19 protein-coding genes and 1 tRNA gene are annotated in these 14,582 nt (G+C 68.2%); 10 read left to right on the top strand and 10 right to left on the bottom strand.

Going from position 1 to position 14,582, the window contains the following annotated elements; translation table 11 throughout:
- The 4 genes from VEY12_09630 to merB form a co-directional block, all read right to left on the bottom strand.
- A partial coding sequence (locus VEY12_09630; GenBank protein ID HYM40379.1) for an archaellin/type IV pilin N-terminal domain-containing protein occupies positions 1–149 on the bottom strand: 149 nt, incomplete at its 3' end.
- Positions 150–362: 213 nt separating this feature from the next.
- Complete coding sequence (locus VEY12_09625) at positions 363–932, bottom strand: hypothetical protein (protein HYM40378.1); 570 nt, start codon at positions 930–932, stop codon at positions 363–365.
- Position 933: 1 nt separating this feature from the next.
- Positions 934–1,722: an ATPase domain-containing protein gene (locus VEY12_09620; protein ID HYM40377.1), complete on the bottom strand. Its 789-nt coding sequence runs from the start codon at positions 1,720–1,722 to the stop codon at positions 934–936.
- 69 nt (positions 1,723–1,791) lie between these two features.
- Entirely contained in the window at positions 1,792–2,187 is a 396-nt protein-coding gene (gene merB / locus VEY12_09615; GenBank protein ID HYM40376.1) for an organomercurial lyase, read from the bottom strand.
- Between the two features lie 124 nt (positions 2,188–2,311).
- On the opposite strand from merB, the gene hxlA reads away from it, so the two are divergent.
- Complete coding sequence (hxlA, locus tag VEY12_09610; protein ID HYM40375.1) at positions 2,312–3,604, top strand: 3-hexulose-6-phosphate synthase; 1,293 nt, start codon at positions 2,312–2,314, stop codon at positions 3,602–3,604.
- A 7-nt stretch (positions 3,605–3,611) separates the two neighbouring features.
- Entirely contained in the window at positions 3,612–4,358 is a 747-nt protein-coding gene (larB, locus tag VEY12_09605; protein HYM40374.1) for a nickel pincer cofactor biosynthesis protein LarB, read from the top strand.
- Positions 4,359–4,364: 6 nt separating this feature from the next.
- Here larB and VEY12_09600 read toward each other — a convergent pair whose 3' ends face one another.
- The 4 genes from VEY12_09600 to VEY12_09585 form a co-directional block, all read right to left on the bottom strand.
- Positions 4,365–5,084 carry a hypothetical protein gene (locus tag VEY12_09600; GenBank protein HYM40373.1) on the bottom strand — a complete coding sequence of 240 codons (720 nt, stop codon included), beginning with the start codon at positions 5,082–5,084 and terminating at the stop codon, positions 4,365–4,367.
- A 41-nt stretch (positions 5,085–5,125) separates the two neighbouring features.
- Positions 5,126–5,980 carry a hypothetical protein gene (locus VEY12_09595; GenBank protein HYM40372.1) on the bottom strand — a complete coding sequence of 285 codons (855 nt, stop codon included), beginning with the start codon at positions 5,978–5,980 and terminating at the stop codon, positions 5,126–5,128.
- Positions 5,981–6,072: 92 nt separating this feature from the next.
- Positions 6,073–6,510, bottom strand: a complete 438-nt coding sequence (locus VEY12_09590; protein HYM40371.1) for a cytidine deaminase — start codon at positions 6,508–6,510, stop codon at positions 6,073–6,075.
- A gap of 108 nt (positions 6,511–6,618) precedes the next feature.
- Positions 6,619–7,017 carry a hypothetical protein gene (locus tag VEY12_09585; protein HYM40370.1) on the bottom strand — a complete coding sequence of 133 codons (399 nt, stop codon included), beginning with the start codon at positions 7,015–7,017 and terminating at the stop codon, positions 6,619–6,621.
- A 146-nt stretch (positions 7,018–7,163) separates the two neighbouring features.
- Here VEY12_09585 and VEY12_09580 point away from each other — a divergent pair, with 146 nt between their 5' ends.
- The 6 genes from VEY12_09580 to VEY12_09555 all read left to right on the top strand — a co-directional run bounded on the left by VEY12_09580 (position 7,164) and on the right by VEY12_09555 (position 11,936).
- Entirely contained in the window at positions 7,164–9,053 is a 1,890-nt protein-coding gene (locus VEY12_09580; protein HYM40369.1) for an ATP-dependent DNA helicase, read from the top strand.
- Positions 9,054–9,104: 51 nt separating this feature from the next.
- Positions 9,105–9,716 (top strand): KEOPS complex kinase/ATPase Bud32, encoded by a 612-nt coding sequence (locus VEY12_09575; GenBank protein ID HYM40368.1) that lies wholly within the window; start codon positions 9,105–9,107, stop codon positions 9,714–9,716.
- Complete coding sequence (locus VEY12_09570) at positions 9,713–10,273, top strand: XTP/dITP diphosphatase (protein HYM40367.1); 561 nt, start codon at positions 9,713–9,715, stop codon at positions 10,271–10,273. The genes VEY12_09575 and VEY12_09570 overlap by 4 nt, the downstream gene beginning before the upstream one ends.
- A gap of 25 nt (positions 10,274–10,298) precedes the next feature.
- Positions 10,299–11,252 carry an NAD-dependent epimerase/dehydratase family protein gene (locus VEY12_09565; GenBank protein ID HYM40366.1) on the top strand — a complete coding sequence of 318 codons (954 nt, stop codon included), beginning with the start codon at positions 10,299–10,301 and terminating at the stop codon, positions 11,250–11,252.
- Between the two features lie 66 nt (positions 11,253–11,318).
- A tRNA-Pro gene (locus VEY12_09560) sits at positions 11,319–11,417 on the top strand.
- Between the two features lie 51 nt (positions 11,418–11,468).
- Positions 11,469–11,936 (top strand): hypothetical protein, encoded by a 468-nt coding sequence (locus tag VEY12_09555; GenBank protein HYM40365.1) that lies wholly within the window; start codon positions 11,469–11,471, stop codon positions 11,934–11,936.
- Here the strand turns inward: VEY12_09555 and VEY12_09550 are convergent.
- Positions 11,896–12,726, bottom strand: a complete 831-nt coding sequence (locus VEY12_09550; GenBank protein HYM40364.1) for a diphthine--ammonia ligase — start codon at positions 12,724–12,726, stop codon at positions 11,896–11,898. The genes VEY12_09555 and VEY12_09550 overlap by 41 nt on opposite strands.
- A gap of 59 nt (positions 12,727–12,785) precedes the next feature.
- Here VEY12_09550 and VEY12_09545 point away from each other — a divergent pair, with 59 nt between their 5' ends.
- Positions 12,786–13,487, top strand: a complete 702-nt coding sequence (locus tag VEY12_09545) for a creatininase family protein (protein HYM40363.1) — start codon at positions 12,786–12,788, stop codon at positions 13,485–13,487.
- Position 13,488: 1 nt separating this feature from the next.
- A complete protein-coding gene (rpiA, locus tag VEY12_09540) occupies positions 13,489–14,181 on the top strand; it encodes a ribose-5-phosphate isomerase RpiA (protein HYM40362.1) in 693 nt (230 codons plus the stop codon).
- On the opposite strand, the gene VEY12_09535 is transcribed toward rpiA, so the two are convergent.
- Positions 14,165–14,530 carry an ArsR family transcriptional regulator gene (locus VEY12_09535; protein ID HYM40361.1) on the bottom strand — a complete coding sequence of 122 codons (366 nt, stop codon included), beginning with the start codon at positions 14,528–14,530 and terminating at the stop codon, positions 14,165–14,167. The two genes, rpiA and VEY12_09535, sit on opposite strands and share 17 nt — an antisense overlap.
- Positions 14,531–14,582: the final 52 nt, after the last annotated feature.

Here is a 14,582-nt window from a genome sequence, read left to right as displayed (position 1 = left end):
ACGAACGGCTTCGTCGGGCCCGGCCCTGAAATCAGGCCGGACACCATGACGTACAGCACCGCGGCGAGTACCACCGTGATCGCGACCATCAAAATCGTCGCGATGACGGGAGACACCGCCTGGTCATCCTTGCGGATGATGGCTTTCATGGTTTAGTCCTCCTGCGGCGCGTTGGCGCCGCATGAAACCCTATGGGATGGAAGGGCGGGTTTAAACGTTTCGTGGCGAATGTCCGCTATTGAGAACACCCGAAATGGGACAATTCTCGGAGCGCGGCCATCCTAGTGAAATCCGGGCATCGGTGCTAAGTTTTGTCACGGCTCCTGCTTAAATAGTCTCGCTAAGCCCAACTCGGCCCGCCGCTACCCGTCCGTGAGCTCCAGGGTTTCGTCGCTCACGAGGACAAGCATGCTCCGAATTTCGTCCGTTTCGTACTCCTGCATGGAAAAGATTGCTGTGTACGCGCCGTGCGATCGGAGATTGTTCACGAGGATGTGGAGGAACTCGCTCAGGATCTTCATGTTGTTGTGGATGGCCAAGGAGTTGATCGAGTCGAGGATGACCAGGGCGCTGCGGCCCTCGTTCTTGCGCATGAGGAACTCGACCTTGAGCATGATGTTCTCGAGCATGGTCGGGCTCTCGACCTGGATCGTGTGCGCGTGCCGCTTCTCCGTGGACATCATGATCTGGCTGATGCAGTCGACGAACCAGATGTGGTCCAGGGGGATCTCGAGGACCTCCAGGGCGTTGATGATGCTTTGCGCCGGGACCGTGGTCGTGACGTAGATCACGTCGAGATCCTTCTTCTTCGCGAAGAGGTCCACCATCCCCTGGATCGCGTCGAAGTACTGTTCCGCGCGCAACTTGACCGCGACTGCGGAAGCCGGCGGGAGCTTGAGGAGCTTGTCGCTGACTTCGGAAGGGACTCCCATCTCACGCGCCTCCGGAGACGCTTCCGCCCTTGAGGAGCGGCACGAGGAGGACGCCGCACGTGGTCAGGTCGAGGACGTACTTCGCGCGGCTGTGCTGGGTTCCGCGCATCTTGACGACCTGGAGCGTGCGCAGGAGGTCGCCGCGGCGCTCGAGGTTGCCCAGCACGACCACGCCGTCCGCGATGGCCTCCTCGAGGCCGAACCGGGAGTACCCGTCTGCATGCGGCGGGTTCTCCGCGACGAGCAGGGACGTGCATCGCTTGGGGCTCAGCTTCAGCCCGAGCCGCAGGAGGAAGTCCCGGATCCGCTCCTGCTCCTTAATCCGATACGCGACCGACGTGGCGGAATCGAGGACGAGGCGTCGCACCTTGCCTTCCTCGACCAACCCGAGGAGCGTGTCCGTCAGGAGGCGGGATTCCTCGAGGCTCAGCTCGTCCTTATCGATGCCCAGCTTCTCGTACAGCTTGGGGAGGTCGACGAACTGGAGCTTCCCCTGCTTCAGGAGCTTGTCGTCCCAGAAGTCGAACGGGATCACGTTCCGGAGGAGCTTGTCCGTGGGCTCCGTGACGCTCAGGTACAGGGAGTTCTCCCCCTGGAGCGCGCCGCGGACCAGGAACTCGATGCAGATGGACGTCTTCCCCGTGCCCACGCTCCCGGACACCAGGACCGTGTTGCCCCGGGGGATGCCGCCGTTCAGGATGTGGTCGAGCCCTTGGATTCCCGTGAGGCACCGCTCGCGTTCGCTACCCGCGTCGCGCTCCTTCGAGGGCATCGGAACGAGGCCTTTCACCCGGATGGCGCTATATGAGGGAGCCGCGCTGAATATCGAACGTGAGAACACGGAGGGCGTGGGGCCGCCTCAGGGACCCAGGGCGCGCACCCGGTCGAGGAAAGCCTGAGGCGCCCAGGCGGAGCCCTTCGGCCCCGTCCCGGCGCGCTCCCATGCGGCCCTCCAGGCATCGAGGCACGCTCGGCCGTCGAACACGTGCGTTCCCTCGCACCGCACGCAGACGCGGTCCGACGCCCCTGGCTCCTCGACGACGTAGAGGAGGCTTCCGGTGGGCTCGAGATTCTCCACCTTCCCCCGTCGAACCTCGAAGCGGATGTCGCCCCCGCACACGGGACAGCGGGCGTGCGCCGAGAGGTCGAGGGACGCGCCGGTCAGGAGGAGGTCGGCCCCGCACCGCACGAACACGGGGATCCCCGCGACCGTCGCGATGTAACACGTGGGAGTCGGAGACGCTCCGACGACCATCCCTCGGCCGAAGCGCGGCCGTCCCATGAACCTGTGTCGCGGCGGTCCCCCATGGTGGCGTCGCTCCCCCGCTTCGCCTCGATACGTTTTTATCGCGAGGGCGAGGTACTTCGCAGGGGAGACCGTGGAGCCCATCCTGCACGTGGCCCTCGACTTCATGCACGGGAAGCGCGCCGTCCAGGCCGCGAAGGAAGCCATCGCCGGGGGCGCGGACTGGCTCGAGGCGGGAACGCCGCTGATCAAGTCCGAGGGCATGGACGTCGTCCGGGCACTCAAGAAGGCGTTCCCCAACAAGACGATCGTCGCGGACCTCAAGACCATGGACACAGGCGCCCTCGAGGTCGAGATTGCCGCGAAGGCCGGCGCCGACGTGATCACGGTCATGGGGGTCACGGACGACGCGACGATCGCGGAGGCGGTCAAGGCGGCGCGGCGCTACGGCTCCAAGATCATGGTCGACCTCATGCGCGTGAAGGACAAGCCGAAACGCGCGGTCGAACTGGAGAGGCTCGGCGTGGACTACCTGAACCTGCACGTCTCCATCGACGAGCAGATGATTGCCCGCACGCCCCTGGAGGAGCTCAAGGCCGTCGTTAAGGCGTCGAACCTTCCTGTCGCGGTGGCGGGGGGTCTGAACTCGGAGACCGTGGCCCAGGCCGTCAAGGCGGGCGCGTCGATCGTCATCGTGGGCGGCGCGATCATCAAGGCCGAGGACGTGACCAAGGCCACACGGACGGTCAAGAAGGCCATGCAGGAGCGCAAGGCAATCCCGACGGGCCTCTACAAGAAGTACGCGGAGGCCGACGTCTTCGAGGCGTTCCGCAAGGTGAGCACACCGAACATTGCGGACGCGATGCAGAAGCGCGGCGTCCTGCATGGGATCGTGCCGCGGATCCAGCACGGGACGAAGCTCGTCGGGCACGCGCTGACCGTGAAGACCGCGGACGGGGACTGGGCGAAGCCCGTCGAGGCGATTGACCGCGCGAAGCCCGGGGACGTGATCGTGGTCGACGTCGGCGGAGGTCCGACCGCGGTCTGGGGCGAGCTCGCGTCGAACTCCTGCCTCGTGAAGGGCGTCGCCGGTGTCGTGATCGACGGAGGCGCGCGGGACATCGATGCGATTTACGACCTCAACTTCCCCTTGTTCAGCAAGCACATCTCGCCCCACGCGGGCGAGCCGAAGGGCCAAGGCAGCATCGGCGGGGAGATCGAGTGCGGCGGCCAGCTTGTCCGGACGGGGGACTGGGTCATCGGGGACGAATCGGGCGTCATCGTCGTGCCCAAGGAGCTCGGCGTGGAGATGGCGAACCGCGCGCTCGACGTGCTCGAGCGGGAGAACCGCATCCGCGCGGAGATCAAGCGCGGCGGAACCCTGAGCTCCGTCCTCGAGCTCGAGAAGTGGGAGCAGGTCCGCTGAGGTGCCCATGGACCGCGCGGCCGTCGAGCGCCTGCTCCGGGACCTCAAGGGCGGCAAGGTGAGCGTCAAGGAGGCCATGGAGGCGCTCCGCGCGTTGCCGTACGAGGACCTCGGGTTCGCGAAGATCGATTCCCACCGTGAGATCCGCCGCGGCATCCCGGAGGCCGTGTACTGCCCCGGGAAGACCGCGGAGCAGATCGTGGCCATCGTAAGGCGCATGGTCGCGTCCCGCTCGTTGGCCCTGGCCACCCGAGCCTCGCCGGAGATCTACGAGCGGATCAAGGGGAGCCTTGAGGGCATGCCGGTCGCCTACCACGAGAAGGCGCGGCTCGTCGTCGCGGGGAAGACCCCCGCCGCGCGGCGCGGCAGCGTCCTCGTGGTCACCGCGGGGACCAGCGACATCCCCGTGGCCGAGGAGACCGCGGTCACCGCGGAGGTGCTCGGCAACCGCGTCACGCGCCTGTACGACGTGGGCGTGGCGGGCATCCACCGGGTCCTGGACCATCGCGAGCTCCTCCAGGGAGCCAAGGTGATCGTTGTCGTCGCGGGGATGGAAGGCGCCCTGCCCAGCGTCGTCGCGGGCCTCGTCGATGTGCCCGTGATCGCCGTGCCCACGTCCGTCGGCTACGGCGCAAGCTTCGACGGTCTCGCGGCGCTCCTCGCCATGATGAACGCCTGCTCGCCCGGCGTGGCCGTCGTGAACATCGACAACGGGTTCGGGGCCGGCTACCTCGCGAGCGTGATGAACCGCTGAGCCGGTTCAGAGGAAGAGGTACTGCTGCGAGGCGCCGAAACCGAGGATTCCGAGGGCGACGGCTAGGATGGCGAGCCACGTGAGCTTGTTCCAGTGCCACACCTTGGCCCCGTCCAACGGCATGAGGGGGATCATGTTGAACGCGGCCAGGATGAGATTCACCGAGGCCACGATTTGGAAGAGGTATGCCAGCAGGAAGGCGAGGGACCCCGGATAGGCCATCGGCACGATGGCGACGAGGGCCGCGAAGAACACGATCCCGAGACCGATGTTGGTGACCGGTCCTGCCGCGCTGATCCGACTGTTCTGCTGCGGCGTCACGGCCCCGGAGATGTACGTGGCCCCGGGCGCGCCGAAGATGAAGCCCAGGAACGCGAAGACGAAGGCCATGGCGAGGCCCTGGAGCGAGTACCGGAACTCGGCCCAGTGGCCGTAGCGCTCGGCCACGATCTTGTGCATGATCTCGTGGAGCCCGACCCCGGAGCCCACGGAGACGAGCGCCGCGACGAAGCCGAAGCCCAGGTTCGCCGCGAAGTTGCCCGGGAAGAGGTCGAGGCCTCCGCCGAGGAGCGGGTTGACGAGGACCACGGTGAAGGCCGCGCTCAGGCCGAGGATGGCCACGCCGAGCTGGATGAGCTCCGTCCGGCTGAACTGCACGCCCCGCCGCGGCGGTTCCGGATACACGTAGATGGGCGGTGCGGCGTACTCCGAGTACGGAGGGCGCATGGCGCTGCGGTCAGGCCCCGTTCCTATTTAGGATTGTGTCCCTAGGCGAACTTCGCCCCGCAGTTGCCGCAGAGCTCCGCGGCGGCCTCGAGTTGGACGTCGCAGAGGGGACATCGGAAGTCCCCGTTCCTCCCTCGCTTGAGGATCTGGGCGCGGATCAGGCGCACGCTCCGCTCCCGGAACTCCGCGAGGTCCTGGGCCAGGAGGGACTCGAGCTGGGTCACGTCGAAGCCCCGCTCCCGCCACAGCTCGACCTGGTGGCGGTACTCGTCCCGGAGGACGTCCTCGGGGTTCACACCACCGAACGCGTCCAGCAGCTCCCGCCGGACCTCCTCGGGCATCTCGCGGAAGTCCTCGTCCTCGTCGAGGATGCCGATGCCCTCCGTGACCTCCTGGAGCTTGCGCCCGACGGTCGCCTCGGGGCGCGCGGGCGGGAAGGGAGCGCCACACGTCGCGCACGCGTCCGCACCGGGCCGGGTCGAGCCACCGCAGATGGGACAGCGGTCACTCGGACCGGGGCCGAGCGCGTCCAGGGCGATCTCCGCCAGGAGCATGCGACGTGCGATCGCGTGATGGATCCCCCGGCGGATGTCGCTCTCCGGGAGGGCGAGGCGTACGATGTCGGAGACGTCGCGGAAGCCGCGGGCCACGAGCGCCCGGGCGCGCGTCTCCGAGATTCCGGGGAGAGCGGTGAGCAAGTGGACCGCCTCCTCGTCCTCCGCACGTGCGAGCGCGGGTCCCAGGGCGGCGCCGCACGCGTCGCAGGAGGCGATGGAGCCCAGGAACCGCTTCCCGCAGCTGGGGCACCGGGCCTCCTCGCGGAGGAGGATCGTGGCGCAGCGCGGGCACACTGCCTCCCCGGTCTCGAACCCGCAGACGCCGCAGCGGCGGGCCACGTGACTCCATGCGCGGGGAACTTACTTAAGGGGCTCTCCCCGATTATCTCGGGGTGAATTCTCCCCTCGGCCCTCGGGCTGCGACGCCGGCGTCACGGGTCCACGTAGCGGTCGGGGAGGAGGTCCTCGGCCTTGACCCGGACCACGGTTCCCTTGGGTCCCGCGAGCAGGACGGTCATCTTCGGGGCGTAGTCGTTGAACATCTCCCGGCAGACCCCGCAGGGCGGCACGATGCGTCCGCGGGGATTCCGCGAGCCGCGGTTCCCCCGCTGGACGGCCACGATCGAGTTGAGGTCCTTCTCCCCCGCGGCGATGGCCATCCCGACGGCCACGGCCTCCGCGCACACGTCCACCCGGCCCACGTACTGCGCGTTCAGGTTCACGGCCGTGTAGATCTTCCCGGAGCGCCCCCGGAGCGCCGCCCCCACAGAATGCCATCCTGGTCGGAACCGCCGCGCCAGGACGGAGCGTGCCGCGGCGATCAGGTGCTCGTCGCGATCCGTTCTCGCGGAGCGCCGAGACCCGACCATGCACGCATCCCCAGCAGCCACGGAAAGATAAATCCGCGCTTCCCCCGCCGTCGATGCGGAGTCACCCGCGCGGCCCTCGCGCGCGAGGGCGAGTCCCTCGCCCGGTGCCTACGGGATCCGGCTGTCGCGGAACTGCGCCGCCGCGGCTCGCTGCTCCGCGGTCAGCGTGGCAGGGTCGACCGTGGCCACGAGACTCCAGTGGTTTCCCACGGGGCAGCGCTGGTACCGGCTCGCGCCCAGCCGGACGGCCCGGAAGGAGGCGCCCGGGATGAACGTCGAGGTGAACAGGTGCCCGTCGCTGCAGCGCAGGATGCGGGTCGCGCCCTTTTGGACCCCGCGGCGACGGGCCCGAAGGTAGATGGCCGCGTACAGCACGACCACGAAGACGCCGACCCCGATGCCGACGAAGAGCGCGATGCTCACCACCCGATCGCCGTCCGTCCCCAGCTGGGTCGGGTTCACGTGCCTTGCGGTGGCGTCCCCCGGGGATTCCCGGTTGCGCCGCATCCGTCCGACTCACGCGCTGGCAGGGAGCCGATGGTTCGTTAGAACGGGCGGATCGCGATCCGCGGATTCTCACTTTCGCCCATCCCTCCCCCATACCCCTTCATAGCCTCGGATCCTCCCGGAGGGTTGCGACCCGAAGGCAGCCGATGGAGCAGATCGCCGTAGCGGAGGCGCGCCCCTCGCCGACGGAGCGCGTGCCCTGGCCTTTCGACCGCGTGCGCCCGGGCCAGGCGGAGTTCCTCGCGGACGCCCGGCGTGCGATGGCGGAGGGGAGGCACCTCCTGGCCCACGCGCCGACGGGGATCGGGAAGACCGCGGTGGCCCTGGTCGCCTCGCTCGGCGTCGCCTTGGACACGGGCAAGACGGTCCTGTTCCTGACCGCCCGCCAGAGCCAGCACCGGATCGCGATCGAGACCCTCCGCCGCCTCGAGAGCAAGGGTGCCCGCGTGCCCGCGGTGGACGTGATTTCCAAGCAGGACATGTGCCTCCAGCCCAACCGCCCCGAGTACGGGCGGGCGTTCCACGAGTTCTGCGAGCTCAAGGTCCGCACCCGAGCGTGCACGTTCTACAACCGGGACGACGGCGTCGTCGTGACCGCGGTCCTCCAGCGTGCCCTCCATGTCCAGGAGCTCGTCCAGGCGAGCTCCGCGTGCCACGTGTGCCCCCACAAGGTCGCCATGGACGCCGCGGAGCGCGCGGCCGTGGTCGTGTGCGACTACAACTACGTGTTCTCGGACATCCTCGAATGGACGCTCCAGCGGCTCGGCAAGGGGCTCGAGAACCTCATCCTCGTGGTCGACGAAGCCCACAACCTGCCCGACCGGATCCGCGCGCACCTGGGCGGCGACCTCTCCCTGACGGACCTCCTGCGGGCCGTGCGGGAGTCCAAGGACCTCGATCCCGAGGCGTCCCACCAGCTCCTCGGCGTGGCCAAGTCCCTGGAGAGGTTCCTCCTGGGCTTGGGCGCGGAACGGGTCGCCAAGAAGGAGGAGTTCGTCGACATGGTCGAGCGGGGCCTGCGACGCGGTCTCGGCCATCGGCTCACGTACACAGACCTCGTGGAGATGGTCTCCCACGCCGCGGAGGAAGGCATCCGCCGCGGGCGTTCGACGTCCCTGCCCCAGCTCGAGGAGTTCCTCCGGCGGTGGCGGGACCAGGACGAGGGCATCCTGCGTCTCGTGGTCCCGGGCAACGAGGGCAAGTTCGCCTTCCGTCTGATGGACCCGAGCGTGCTCAGCAAGCCTGTCTTCGACCGCGTCGGCGCGAGCGTGCTCATGTCGGGCACCTTGTACCCCGCGGAGATGTATGCGGACTTGCTGGGCATCGGACCCGAGCGGCGGTGGATCCGGACGTACCCTTCGCCCTTTCCGCCGGGCAACCGCCTCCTGCTCGTCCACCCCATTGCCACCACGCTGTACACGAAGCGTTCCGACGAGATGCACGACTTGATCGCCCGCGAGGTCGTCGCGGTCGCGGCGTGTGCCCCCGAGAACGTCGCCGCGTTCTTCCCTTCGTACGAGCTCCTCCAGGAGGCGGAGGGCCGGATTCGGACCGCGGGCCTGAAGAAAGGTCTCCTGGTGGAGCATCCCACCTGGACCAAGGCGAAGCGTGACGGGGCGCTCGAGGCGCTGCGTCTCGCACGAGGTCACGGCGGCGCCGTCCTCTTGGGCGTGCAGGGAGGCTCCTTCAGCGAAGGCGTGGACTATGAAGGAAACCTGCTCCAGGCCGTGCTTGTCGTGGGGCTGCCCCTGAGCCCGCCGAACATCGAGGTCGAGTCCCTGAAGGACTACTACATCCGGAAGTTCGGGCCGTCCAAGGGCTACGACTACGCCTACGTCTTCCCGGCCGTGAACAAGGTCCTCCAGGCCGCTGGCCGTCCGATCCGGAGCGAGAAGGATCGCGCCGCGATCGTCCTGCTCGAAGGTCGCCTGTTGGCGCCGCGGTATGCGCGATGCCTTCCCCCCGAGTTCGCGGCTCGAACGAGCCCCGTCCCCTCCCGGGAGGTCCGGAGCTTCCTGGCGCCCGCTCGGGAGTGAGACCCGCGCCGCGCGGGAAGCTTTTTCTCGGGGCACGGCTTCGCGCGGGACGTGTGGCTCAAGCGCGGTGCGGAGGCGGAGCTCCGGAAGACGGAGTTCCTCGGCCGCGTGGCGGTGGAGAAGTTTCGAGTGCCGAAAGCGTACCGCCTCGTCGCCCTTGACGAGGAGCTGCGCCGGTCTCGGATCCGAACCGAGGCGAGGCTCCTGTCGGAGGCCCGCGCCGCCGGCGTGAGCGTGCCTGTCATCTACGACGTGAACCTGGTCGACAACAAGATCGTCATGGAGTTCATCGACGGGCCGACCTTGAAGGAGGTCCTCGACCGCGGCGGGGACGCGGCGCGCGAGGCGGCGAAGGAGATCGGCCGCATCGCAGGGCGCCTGCACAAGGCCGGTGTCATTCACGGGGACCTCACGACCTCGAACATGATCCTCCGGGATGGGCGCATCGTGCTGATCGACTTCAGCCTTGGAGGGAAGGGCGACACGGCGGAGGAGCGCGGCGTGGACCTCCATCTCCTTCGGGAGGCGCTCACGAGCGCCCACAAGAACGCGACGCTCTACTACCGCGAGGTTCTCTCAGGGTATCGGGAGATCCTGGGCGCCGAAGCAAGGGCGTCGATCGCCAAGGTCAAGGAGATCGAGGAACGGGGACGGTACACGTGACGATCCAATTCATCACGACGAACGCGGGGAAGTTCGCGGAGGTCTCCGAGAAGCTGGCCCAGGCGAACGTGAAGCTTGTCCATCTGGACCGCAGCTATCCCGAGATCCAGACGGACCGCCTCGAGAAGGTCCTGAAGTATGCCGCGACCGGTCTGGACGACGAAGTCCGCGGCGATTACCTGATCGACGACTCGGGATTGTTCATCGAGGCGCTCGGAGGCTTCCCGGGCGTGTACTCGGCGTATGTCCAGAAGCGCCTCGGCAACAAGGGCATCCTGAAGCTCATGGCGGGCGAGACGTTCCGCGTGGCGACCTTCCAAACCGTCTTCCTCCTCCGGCGGGGCGACGAGCACGAGGTCTTCCACGGGGACTGCACGGGCACGATCACGGACGCGGAACGCGGCAAGAACGGTTTCGGGTACGATCCCATCTTCCTTCCCCAGGGTGAGACGCGGACCTTCGGCGAGATGTCCCTCAAGGAGAAGAACGCAATCTCCCACCGCGCCCGGGCCGTGGACGCGTTGCTCGCCCACCTGTCCGCTCTGAAGGAACCTTGATTACAGGGGGTCCCATGGCGGCGGCATGGTCCGGGAGCGCATGCTCATTACGGGCGGAGCAGGCTTCCTCGGAAGCCATCTCGCGGACGCCCTCGTGGCCAAGGCCGACGTGGTCCTCGTGGACAACTTCGCCGCCGGGAAGCGCGCGAACGTCGCGGACGCCGTGAAGGCCGGGGCCACGCTCGTCAAGCGCAACCTGCTCCAAGGCGACCTCAGAGCGCTCTTCCGCCGCGTCGGCACGGTGTACCACTTCGCGGCGAACCCGGACGTCCGCCTGGGGAAGGAGGGACCCAAGGTCCACATCGAGCAGAACGTCCTCATGACGTACCGCGTCCTCGAGGCGTGCCGAGCGAACCGTGTGCCGCGGGTCGTGTTCGCCTCCACGTCGACCGTGTATGGCGAGGCGAAGACGGTCCCCACGCCGGAGGACTACGGGCCTTGCGAGCCCATCTCCCTGTACGGCGCTTCCAAGCTCGCGTGCGAATCCCTCCTGTCCGCGTACGCGCACACGTACGGCCTTCAGGCGGTCGTGTTCCGCATGGCGAACGTGGTGGGCGGTCGGAGCGGCCACGGCGTCGTCCACGATCTCGTCGCGAAGCTGGCGCGGGACCCGAAGCGGCTCGAGATCATCGGGTCGGACCCGGGCACCTCGAAGTCGTACATCCACGTCGAGGACGCCCTCGCGGGATACCGCGCGGGGCTGGCTGCGGCTCGCGGGCCGTTCACGGTCTACAACCTCGGCAGCGAGGACGCGATCAGCGTGCGGACCATCGCCGACGCGATTTGCCGCGAGGTCGGTCTCCAGGGCGTCGAGTACGTTTGGACGGGAGGCGCCGGATCGGGCCGCGGCTGGGTCGGAGACGTGCGGACCATGGCCCTGGCCGTGGAACGCCTCAGGGCGACCGGGTGGCGACCCGGGATGACGAGCGAGCAGGCCGTGGCCCGCGCCGCCCGCGAAGCATGGAGCCGCATCTCGTAGGCGTGGCTCAAGAACCGCGTCCCGTGAGGAACCTATTTAGCGGCGGAGTCGATGGCGCGCGTACCTGGGGCTGTGGGGTAGCTTGGTCCATCCTTCGGGCTTTGGGACCCTTCCGGATCAAGGGCAAGAAAGCCTGCGACGGCAGTTCAAATCTGCCCAGCCCCACTCTACTCTACGCAGGCATTGGGGGACAAAGCGATGGCGGGGTCGCGTCGGATGACGGAGCGCGAATGGCATCGCAAGATGGCGGCAAAGGAGTTCAACCTCGTCTGGGCCCTTCTGGAGAAGAAGCGCCGCACGCCGGACCAGATCGATGAGATGATCCACGCGGCCCATTCCTCAAGGTACCACTGGGGGATTGTCGGCAAGCCCGTGAACCGGGCGATCGGGGAGTGGCAGGTCTCCCACGTGTATGCGGTGCTCAGGCGGGCCGAACCCTCCTGGTACCACGCGAAGCGGTCCCTCGACCTCTGCCGGCGGCACCGGATCGGAGGCTTCCCGCTGGCGTTCGCGTACGAAGCGCTCGCGCGCGCCGCAGCCATCGCGGGCGACGGGAAGGCGCGCGACCGGTTCCTCGCCCGGGCCCGAGCTGCGGGGGAGCGCATCCCGTCCGCGGAAGATCGGAAGGAGTTCTTCGCCCAGCTTAGGACGGTTCCCGGCCGACGCCGTCGACGCCGCCGCTGACGGCGTGGTCGCCCTGACTGGATTTGTCCTCCAGGTGGGCCGCGGTCACCCGCCACACCCCCGCGGAACCGTCCCAGGTCCGCTCCGCGACATCCACCACGATGCGCCGACGGAAGCAGGGCGCGTCGAGGACGAGGGTCTCGAACTCCCCGCCCTCGCCGCACGGATGGACTCCGCGGGTTTCCTGGAGCCGGAGGAGCTCCTCGACGGTTTGCGAGTCCCACGGGCGACCCAGCCACGAGGCGTCCAGGCCCTCCGCGGACACGCTCGAGAAGACGATGCGGAATCCGGCGCGCAGGTAGTCCCGAACGAGCTGCCGGGGATCCTGGCGCCAGAGCGGAGCGAACACCCGGAGCCCGACCTCGGCGGCGATTCGATTCACCCGGCTGTGCTGGTAGTCCGAGGCGATCGCGCCCACGACGACACCGTCCGCCTCCGCGCGGCGAAGAATCCGCAGCAATGCCTCGAGTTCGCCCGCTTCCCCGCGCGGCGCAGCCTCCTCGACGAGCGGGATCCCCATGGCCTCTGCCTGGAGGCTCGTCACGCTCAGGTTGGGCACGTGGAACATCATGGACTCGGGATCGGTCGGCCGGATCGTGAGGAGCGGGCCTACCTCCCAGCCGCGCTGCATCGCGACGTACGCCGCGTACGTGGAGTCCTTGCCCCCGGAGAAGAGGACCGCGGCGCGCACGTTCGCGGAGACCGTGCGGCGGGGTAATGGACTTTCGCGGTGCCCGTGCAGGCCCGTCCCGGACGTCGCGAGTTCGCGGAGGAAGTCAACCTTAAACAAGGTTGATCTTGGACTCCCGCGCCGCGAACCATTTATGGCCCCCCTCGCGATTCCGCGGCGTGCGCCTGGACGAATGGACCTCGGAGGAATTCGCGAAGCGCGTGACGCCCGACACGGTCGTCATCCTCCCCGTGGGCTCCGTGGAGAAGCACGGGAGCCACCTCCCCCTGGGCTCCGATCTCATCCAGCCCCTCCACGTCCTCGAGGCGGTCTGCGCAAAGACGGGCGCGGTCCTGGCGCCGCCGATCCCCTACGGCGTGATCACGACGACCCGTCACTACCCGGGCGGCATCGGCATCTCCTTCGACTCCTTGCGCGCCGTCACCCGCGACGTGCTGCGCGACCTCGTCCGCAACGGCGTGCACCGCGTGATGATCGTGAGCGGCCACGCAGCCCATGACCATATGGCGGCCCTACGCGCCGCCGCGCAGGACGTCGTCGACGAGGGTTCTCTCAAGGCGACCGTTCTGTCGGACTACGACATCATCTACGCGCAGAAGGATCTCCCCGCGAAGGAGGGCCACGCCGGGATGATCGAGACCTCCCGCCTCCTGGTGCATCGACCCGATCTCGTGAAGGGGCGCAGCCCCGCCGGGTCGAACCGGATCCCGCCGTACGCGGTGGTCAAGGACGCCCAGCCGTACTGGGACGGCGCCACGGGAGACTCCTCGAAGGCCACCGAGGATTACGGGAAAACGCTCGACCGCGTCGTCGTGGACGAGCTCGTGAAGCTCGTCCAGGAACTCCGGGGGCGCGGCTAAGATGGCCGCGGACGAACGGAAGCGGGCCGCCGCGGAAGCCTCTGTGAAATTCGTCAAGGACGGCATGGTCCTGGGCCTCGGGACGGGCACGACCGCGCGCCACGTGCTCGAGGTCCTCGCCCGACGCGTGCGGGACGAGGGGCTCCGGATCAGCGGCGTGCCCACGTCCCTGGCCACGGCGGAAGCCGCGAAACTCCTCGGGATCCCGCTCACCTCGCTCGAGGAGCATCCCGTGCTCGACCTCGCGATCGACGGCGCGGACGAGGTCGACCCGCGCCTGGACCTGATCAAGGGACTGGGGGGCGCCCTGTTCCGCGAGAAGATCGTGGCGGCCGCCGCGAAGAAGTTCATCGTCGTCGTCGACGACTCCAAGCTCGTGCGCCGCCTCGGGACGAAGGTCCCGGTGCCCGTGGAGGTCCATCCGTTCGGGTGGCGGGCCACGCAGGCGCGGCTGGAGTCGCTCGGGGCGACCGTGGCCCTGCGCCAGGCCGAGGCCATGCCGTTCCGCACGGACAACGGGAACCACATCCTCGACGCGCGCTTCGGTCCCATCCGCTCCCCCGCGAGGCTCGCGGCGAGCCTGGACGCGATTCCGGGCGCCGTGGGTCACGGGCTGTTCCTGGGCATGGCGGACCTCGTCCTCGTCGCGTCCGGGAAGGGTGTGCGCACCCTGCGGCCTACGCGAACGACTTGAGCTTCTTGCGGTTCGCCTCGATCCGCTCGAGCTTGGCCTGTTGGTCGCGGTCGAGCTGGGCGAGGATCTCGCTCCAGCTCGTGCTCAGCCGGTACGCGTGGACGGGGCGGCCCTTGCCCTCCTTCTTGATGTCCCGCTTGTCGACCCAGCGTCGGCGCCGCAGCTCGTGCATGGCGATGCTGACCTCGGGCTGCCGCAGTCCCGTGGCCTTCTCGATCTCCACGGACGTGGTCTCGTCCCGCTTGGACAGGAACACTAGGGTCTTCGCGACGTTCTTGGACAGGCCCGTCTCGATGAGCAGGTCCACCAGGGTCTCGTCGCGGCGACTCAGACGGACGTCCCTGCCCATTTCATCTCCCCATCAATTATTAATTTGGCAATATATATTTCTTGTCCTCAGC

The organism is Thermoplasmata archaeon, from assembly GCA_035632695.1.
GTDB lineage: Archaea > Thermoplasmatota > Thermoplasmata > RBG-16-68-12 > RBG-16-68-12 > RBG-16-68-12.
The sequence above is the reverse complement of the archived record's forward strand: the minus strand, read 5'-3'. Positions and strand labels throughout refer to the sequence as shown.

Bases quoted from the DNA above. Each gene is read 5' to 3' on its own strand.
- VEY12_09625 (HYM40378.1), bottom strand. From the start codon at position 932: ATGGGAGTCCCTTCCGAAGTCAGCGACAAGCTCCTCAAGCTCCCGCCG.
- merB (HYM40376.1), bottom strand. From the start codon at position 2,187: ATGGTCGTCGGAGCGTCTCCGACTCCCACGTGTTACATCGCGACGGTC.
- larB (HYM40374.1), top strand. From the start codon at position 3,612: ATGGACCGCGCGGCCGTCGAGCGCCTGCTCCGGGACCTCAAGGGCGGC.
- VEY12_09600 (HYM40373.1), bottom strand. From the start codon at position 5,084: ATGCGCCCTCCGTACTCGGAGTACGCCGCACCGCCCATCTACGTGTAT.
- VEY12_09590 (HYM40371.1), bottom strand. From the start codon at position 6,510: ATGGTCGGGTCTCGGCGCTCCGCGAGAACGGATCGCGACGAGCACCTG.
- VEY12_09585 (HYM40370.1), bottom strand. From the start codon at position 7,017: ATGCGGCGCAACCGGGAATCCCCGGGGGACGCCACCGCAAGGCACGTG.
- VEY12_09580 (HYM40369.1), top strand. From the start codon at position 7,164: ATGGAGCAGATCGCCGTAGCGGAGGCGCGCCCCTCGCCGACGGAGCGC.
- VEY12_09565 (HYM40366.1), top strand. From the start codon at position 10,299: ATGGTCCGGGAGCGCATGCTCATTACGGGCGGAGCAGGCTTCCTCGGA.
- VEY12_09555 (HYM40365.1), top strand. From the start codon at position 11,469: ATGACGGAGCGCGAATGGCATCGCAAGATGGCGGCAAAGGAGTTCAAC.
- rpiA (HYM40362.1), top strand. From the start codon at position 13,489: ATGGCCGCGGACGAACGGAAGCGGGCCGCCGCGGAAGCCTCTGTGAAA.
- VEY12_09535 (HYM40361.1), bottom strand. From the start codon at position 14,530: ATGGGCAGGGACGTCCGTCTGAGTCGCCGCGACGAGACCCTGGTGGAC.